Annotated in this window: 2 protein-coding genes and 1 tRNA gene; 2 read left to right on the plus strand and 1 reads right to left on the minus strand. The window is 39.6% G+C overall.

Features of this window, described 5'->3' with window-relative positions:
- Positions 1–64: 64 nt before the first annotated feature.
- Complete coding sequence (gene cpdA, locus F6K13_RS17180; protein ID WP_124145903.1) at positions 65–865, minus strand: 3',5'-cyclic-AMP phosphodiesterase; 801 nt, start codon at positions 863–865, stop codon at positions 65–67.
- 269 nt (positions 866–1134) lie between these two features.
- On the opposite strand from cpdA, the gene F6K13_RS17185 reads away from it, so the two are divergent.
- Positions 1135–1206 (plus strand) — tRNA-Cys (locus tag F6K13_RS17185).
- An 821-nt stretch (positions 1207–2027) separates the two neighbouring features.
- Entirely contained in the window at positions 2028–5006 is a 2979-nt protein-coding gene (pruA, locus tag F6K13_RS17190) for an L-glutamate gamma-semialdehyde dehydrogenase (RefSeq protein WP_124155047.1), read from the plus strand.
- Positions 5007–5180 lie beyond the last annotated feature (174 nt).

Below are 5180 nucleotides of genomic sequence, written 5' to 3' on the forward strand. Positions count from 1 at the left end.
TCGCCCCTCCCCCTCCCAGGAGGGGCGAGGGGTGGGTTCCCTATTCCCTCTTTTCTGGAGATATCTAATATCCACTAGCTGCCATATCACATTCATAAATATAGTTAATCCTTTCAATTTTGGTAGTATAATTTCCATCAGGATATAAGGTAAGTAATCGTAATCCAGGTGGTTGTTTATCTAGAAAAAATTTATAATTTCCTGGTTCAAATTGAATACAAGTAGAAGGAGTTGATAAATAATGAATACCATTTATTTCCTTGGCAAATTCTTGATGAATATGACCAGACAAAACAATTTTTACTTGTGGATAACGATTAATTATACTTAAGAAATTTTCTGGGTTATGCAGAAGAATTTTATCCATCCATTCGGAATTAATTTTTACAGGAGGATGATGCAAAGCAATTAAAACTGGTTTATTTCCAGTCATTTTAATGTTATATTCTAACCACTCTAAACTTTCTGGAGAAATTTCACCATAAACACATCCAGGCACATTGGTATTTAGTAAAAAAAAGTTCCATCCACCCATTTCAAAAGATTTTTTCGCAGAAATAGGAGCAGAACTTAATACCCGTTCCATTGTGGGTAAATTATCGTGGTTTCCTGCTATCCAGTAAGTAGGAATGTTCAGAGGACTCAGTAAAGATGCTAAACGTTGATATGATTGAGAAGTTTCATCTTGGGAAAGGTCTCCAGTAAGTAGTAGTACATCTGGTTGAGGTTGCAACTGTTTGAGTTTCTCCAAGACTTTCACAAAAGATCTTTCCGTGGGAACTCCATACATTTTTCCCTGAATAGAGTCTGCAAATAGATGGGTATCGGTGATTTGAGCAACAAGCACAGAAGGTTGGAAAATCATTGTTACTGAGGAAATTTTGTGATAAGTGATACAGCAGTAAGGAAGAAGCAAGGAGGAAAAATCTTAGGTTGCCTAAGTTTTAAGTTTTAACCTTTTATCTGTCCTAACCTTTCCTGATACTGCTATCAGAGCCTTAAATTATTAAAATAGCTTCAAATATTTGTCCACAGTGCAATTCAAAACATCAATTTAAGTGATGTAGATCACATTTATCCTTGAACTTGCCATATATTTGTGGATGGTGTATTATAATAATTAAAGGTAATAATGGCGGCATGGCCAAGTGGTAAGGCAAGGGTCTGCAAAATCCTCATCCCCCAGTTCGAATCTGGGTGCCGCCTTTGAATAGACTGATCCTAACGTAGACGTTGGGCAAACGGATTGAATTCAGTAGCGAATGGTTCTTGGCCTTTACTGATTACTTATTCAAGATTGATTCGCCAAACTAACTTCGGTTTGGCTTTGTTATTCTTAAGTTATATAGAATCCGGTTATACAGTATATGTTTATAATTCTATCCATACTTCAATATTAAATCGGACCATCTCCCCACCTCCTTATCTCTCCCAACTATAATAATAAGTATTCAACCGGATTTGATATTATTTCTGCTTTGAGGAGAGGCTCATTCTCAATGAAAAATCCAGATTTGATGTGACTAATCATCAAGTGTTATTAACTGGTCAATTAAGAACAATAAAACTGGTAAAATTTAACATAAATAATTATTTTTCAAGAAACCTTCTCTACAAAATATATAGGGTTGCACATTATGGAATGATATTGCCAAAAATTAGTTTAGACTTTGACTAAAAAGAACCTAATATCAATCATTCTAGCAATTGATTAATCCAAAATCCTGTTCATCAAAAATCTAAAATCATTCGTCACTATGCAACGCCAAATATATTGTCAGATTAAATGATAATATTTAGATAAGTATAAAGTAACGGAAACAGGCTCATAAAAACACTAACTTCAAAGAAATTTTAGTGATAAATACCGAAATTATAGCAGTTTTCATTAACATAGAATACAGATATTTTTGGCTGAAAGTCAGAAGGCAGGAGGCAGAAGGCAGAAATTTTGTAGTCTAACTTTGTGAAAATGGCTATAATCCGATACACTTACTCAATTGATTCAACCACACATTGTCAAAAAAATGGTCGCACAAATACCTAATAGCAACTACGAAACTCAAACCCAAGAAATAGCAAAACAACTCCTAGCAGCAACTCAAGAAAAAAACAGTTCCTGGCTAGGCAAACTGCAAAATCAAATGCGGTGGGATGATAAACTCCTAGACTGGGCAATGGCGAACCCTGGTTTGCGAGTACAACTATTTCGCTTTATTGACTGTTTGCCAGCATTACACAGTAAACCAGAAATAGCTGCTCACCTCCAAGAATATCTGACTACTCAAGAAGTCGAACTACCAGAAGCTCTCAAAAAACTCCTCAACTTTGCCAACCCAGACTCAGTTCCCGGTCAACTGGCAGCTACCACTGTTGCGCCCGCAGTCGAAACTCTCGCCCATAAATACATTGCCGGGGAAAACATCAAACAAATAATCAAAACCCTAGAAAAACTACGGAAAGAAAAAATGTGCTTCACCGTAGACTTACTAGGAGAAGCAGTAATTACTGAAACTGAAGCAAAATCATATTTAGACCGTTATCTAGAACTGATGACTCAGCTCTCTCAAGCAGCTAAAAACTGGTCGTCAGTACCCCAGATAGACGAAGTAGAAGGCGAACAACTACCACGAGTACAGGTATCAGTAAAACTTACAGCATTTTATTCCCAGTTTGACCCCCTAGATGCTAAAGGCAGTCAGGAACGGGTGAGCGGACGCGTCCGTACCCTACTCCGACGTGCAAAAGAACTAGGTGTAGCAGTTCACTTTGACATGGAACAATATAGCTACAAAGACCTAACTATAGCTATTCTCAAAGAACTGTTGATGGAGGAAGAATTCCGCAAGCGCACTGACATCGGCGTTACTATCCAAGCATATCTACGGGATAGCGAAAAAGACTTGCAAGGAATCATTGACTGGGCAAAACTCCGGGGTTATCCTGTTACCGTTCGACTGGTTAAAGGTGCATATTGGGACCAAGAAAGCATCACAGCTTTACAACACGACTGGCCACAACCTGTTTTCAACGATAAACCAGAAACCGATGCCAATTTTGAAAAGCTGACTCAGATGATGTTAGAAAATCATCAATATATCTATTCAGCTATTGGTAGTCATAACGTTCGTTCTCAGGCAAGAGCGATCGCCATCGCTGAAGCTCTAAAAGTACCTAGACGTTGCTTCGAGATGCAAGTTCTCTACGGTATGGGCGACCAAATAGCTCAAGCATTAGTGGACAAAGATTATCGCATCAGAGTTTACTGTCCCTATGGCGATCTACTGCCAGGAATGGCATATTTAATTCGTCGTCTCCTGGAAAATACAGCTAACAGTTCATTCCTTAGACAAAGTTCAGAAAATGTTCCTGTTGAAGAATTGTTAGCGCCTCCCACTATTAACAGCAAAACAACAATTCACGATATTGTTAAACCTGTTTTTCCCAATGCTGCTGATAGCGACTATGCTGATGCTGCTCAACGAGAACAAGCTTATAATGCTATTGCTCAAGTACGACTAAAGTTGGGACAAACATATCTCCCACTGATCGACGGCGAATACATACAGACCGAGCAAATAGTAGATTCCGTTAACCCATCAAACCTGAAAGAGGTAGTCGGGAAAATTGGTTTAATATCTGTAGAACAAGCAGAGCAAGCAATTCAAGCAGCTAAAGCAGCATTTCCTAGTTGGCGGAAAACACCTGTTACAGAGCGAGCGGGGATATTACGAAAAGCGGCCGACCTAATGGAAAAACGCCGTCACGAACTTTCAGCATGGATGGTATTAGAAGTTGGGAAACCCCTCAACCAATGTAATGCGGAAGTTTCTGAGGCAATTGATTTTTGTCGCTACTATGCTGATGAAATGGAAAGGTTAGACCAAGGTTATAAATATGATGTCGCTGGAGAAACTGACCGTTATTATTATCAACCTCGTGGTATTTCTTTGGTAATTTCGCCTTGGAATTTTCCTCTAGCTATTCCTACAGGAATGACTGTTTCATCTTTGGTGACTGGAAACTGTACTTTGTTGAAACCAGCAGAAGTTTCATCAGTTATTGCTTCCAAGATTGCTGAAATATTAGTAGAAGCTGGTTTTCCCAAGGGAGTATTTCAATTTGTACCAGGAAAAGGTTCGACAGTGGGTGACTTTATGGTGAAACATCCAGATGTTAATAGTATTACTTTTACTGGTTCTCAGGAAGTCGGTTGTCAAATTTATGCAGAGGCGGCAATTTTGCGACCAGGACAAAAACACCTGAAGCGGGTTATTGCTGAGATGGGTGGTAAGAATGCGATTATTGTTGATGAGAGTGCAGACTTAGACCAAGCAGTTGCTGGTGTGGTGTATTCTGCTTTTGGTTATAGCGGACAAAAATGTTCTGCTTGTTCGCGGGTTGTGGTTTTGGCACCAATTTATGAAGCTTTTGTGAGTCGTTTGGTGGAGGCTACGCGATCGCTTAATATCGGAGATGCGGAGAAACCAAGTACACAAGTTGGTCCGGTAATTGATGCCAAGGCGCAAAAGCGGATTAAGGAATATATTGAGCAAGGCAAGCAGGAGGCTGAAGTTGCTCTTGAGATGGCAGCGCCAGATGATGGTTATTTTGTTGGTCCGGTGGTATTTAAGGATGTGTCACCCACAGCAACTATTGCCCAAGAGGAAATATTTGGTCCGGTGTTGGCGGTGATGAAAGCGCAGAGTTTTTCAGAGGCATTGGAAATTGCTAATGGTACGAATTTTGCTTTGACTGGTGGGTTATATTCTCGTACTCCTTCTCATATCGAACAGGCAAAAGCAGAATTTGAAGTGGGGAATTTGTATATTAATCGTGGAATTACAGGAGCGATCGTTTCCCGGCAACCATTTGGTGGGTTTAAGTTGTCTGGTGTTGGATCGAAAGCTGGAGGACCTGATTATCTATTGCAATTTTTGGAACCACGCACGATAACTGAGAATGTGCAACGGCAAGGTTTTGCTCCTATTGAGGGCGTGCAGTAGCTTACTATGTGTGCAGTGTGGCAGGTGTAGGGAGTGTGGGGAGATGGGGAGATGGGGAGATGATATCAAATCCGAGGGAATTGGACATAAAAAAATTCTCCAATCGTCATAACTACTAAATCTTTGTGATTCTTTATCCTATCTCTTGCCTAATTATTTAACTATTCAACCAGA

It is taken from the genome of Okeania sp. SIO2B9, assembly GCF_010672505.1.
Classification (GTDB): Bacteria; Cyanobacteriota; Cyanobacteriia; order Cyanobacteriales; family Microcoleaceae; genus Okeania; species Okeania hirsuta.

What these genes read in the sequence shown, in the direction of transcription:
- cpdA (WP_124145903.1), bottom strand. Translation starts at nt 865, where the DNA reads ATGATTTTCCAACCTTCTGTGCTTGTTGCTCAAATCACCGATACCCAT.
- pruA (WP_124155047.1), top strand. Translation starts at nt 2,028, where the DNA reads ATGGTCGCACAAATACCTAATAGCAACTACGAAACTCAAACCCAAGAA.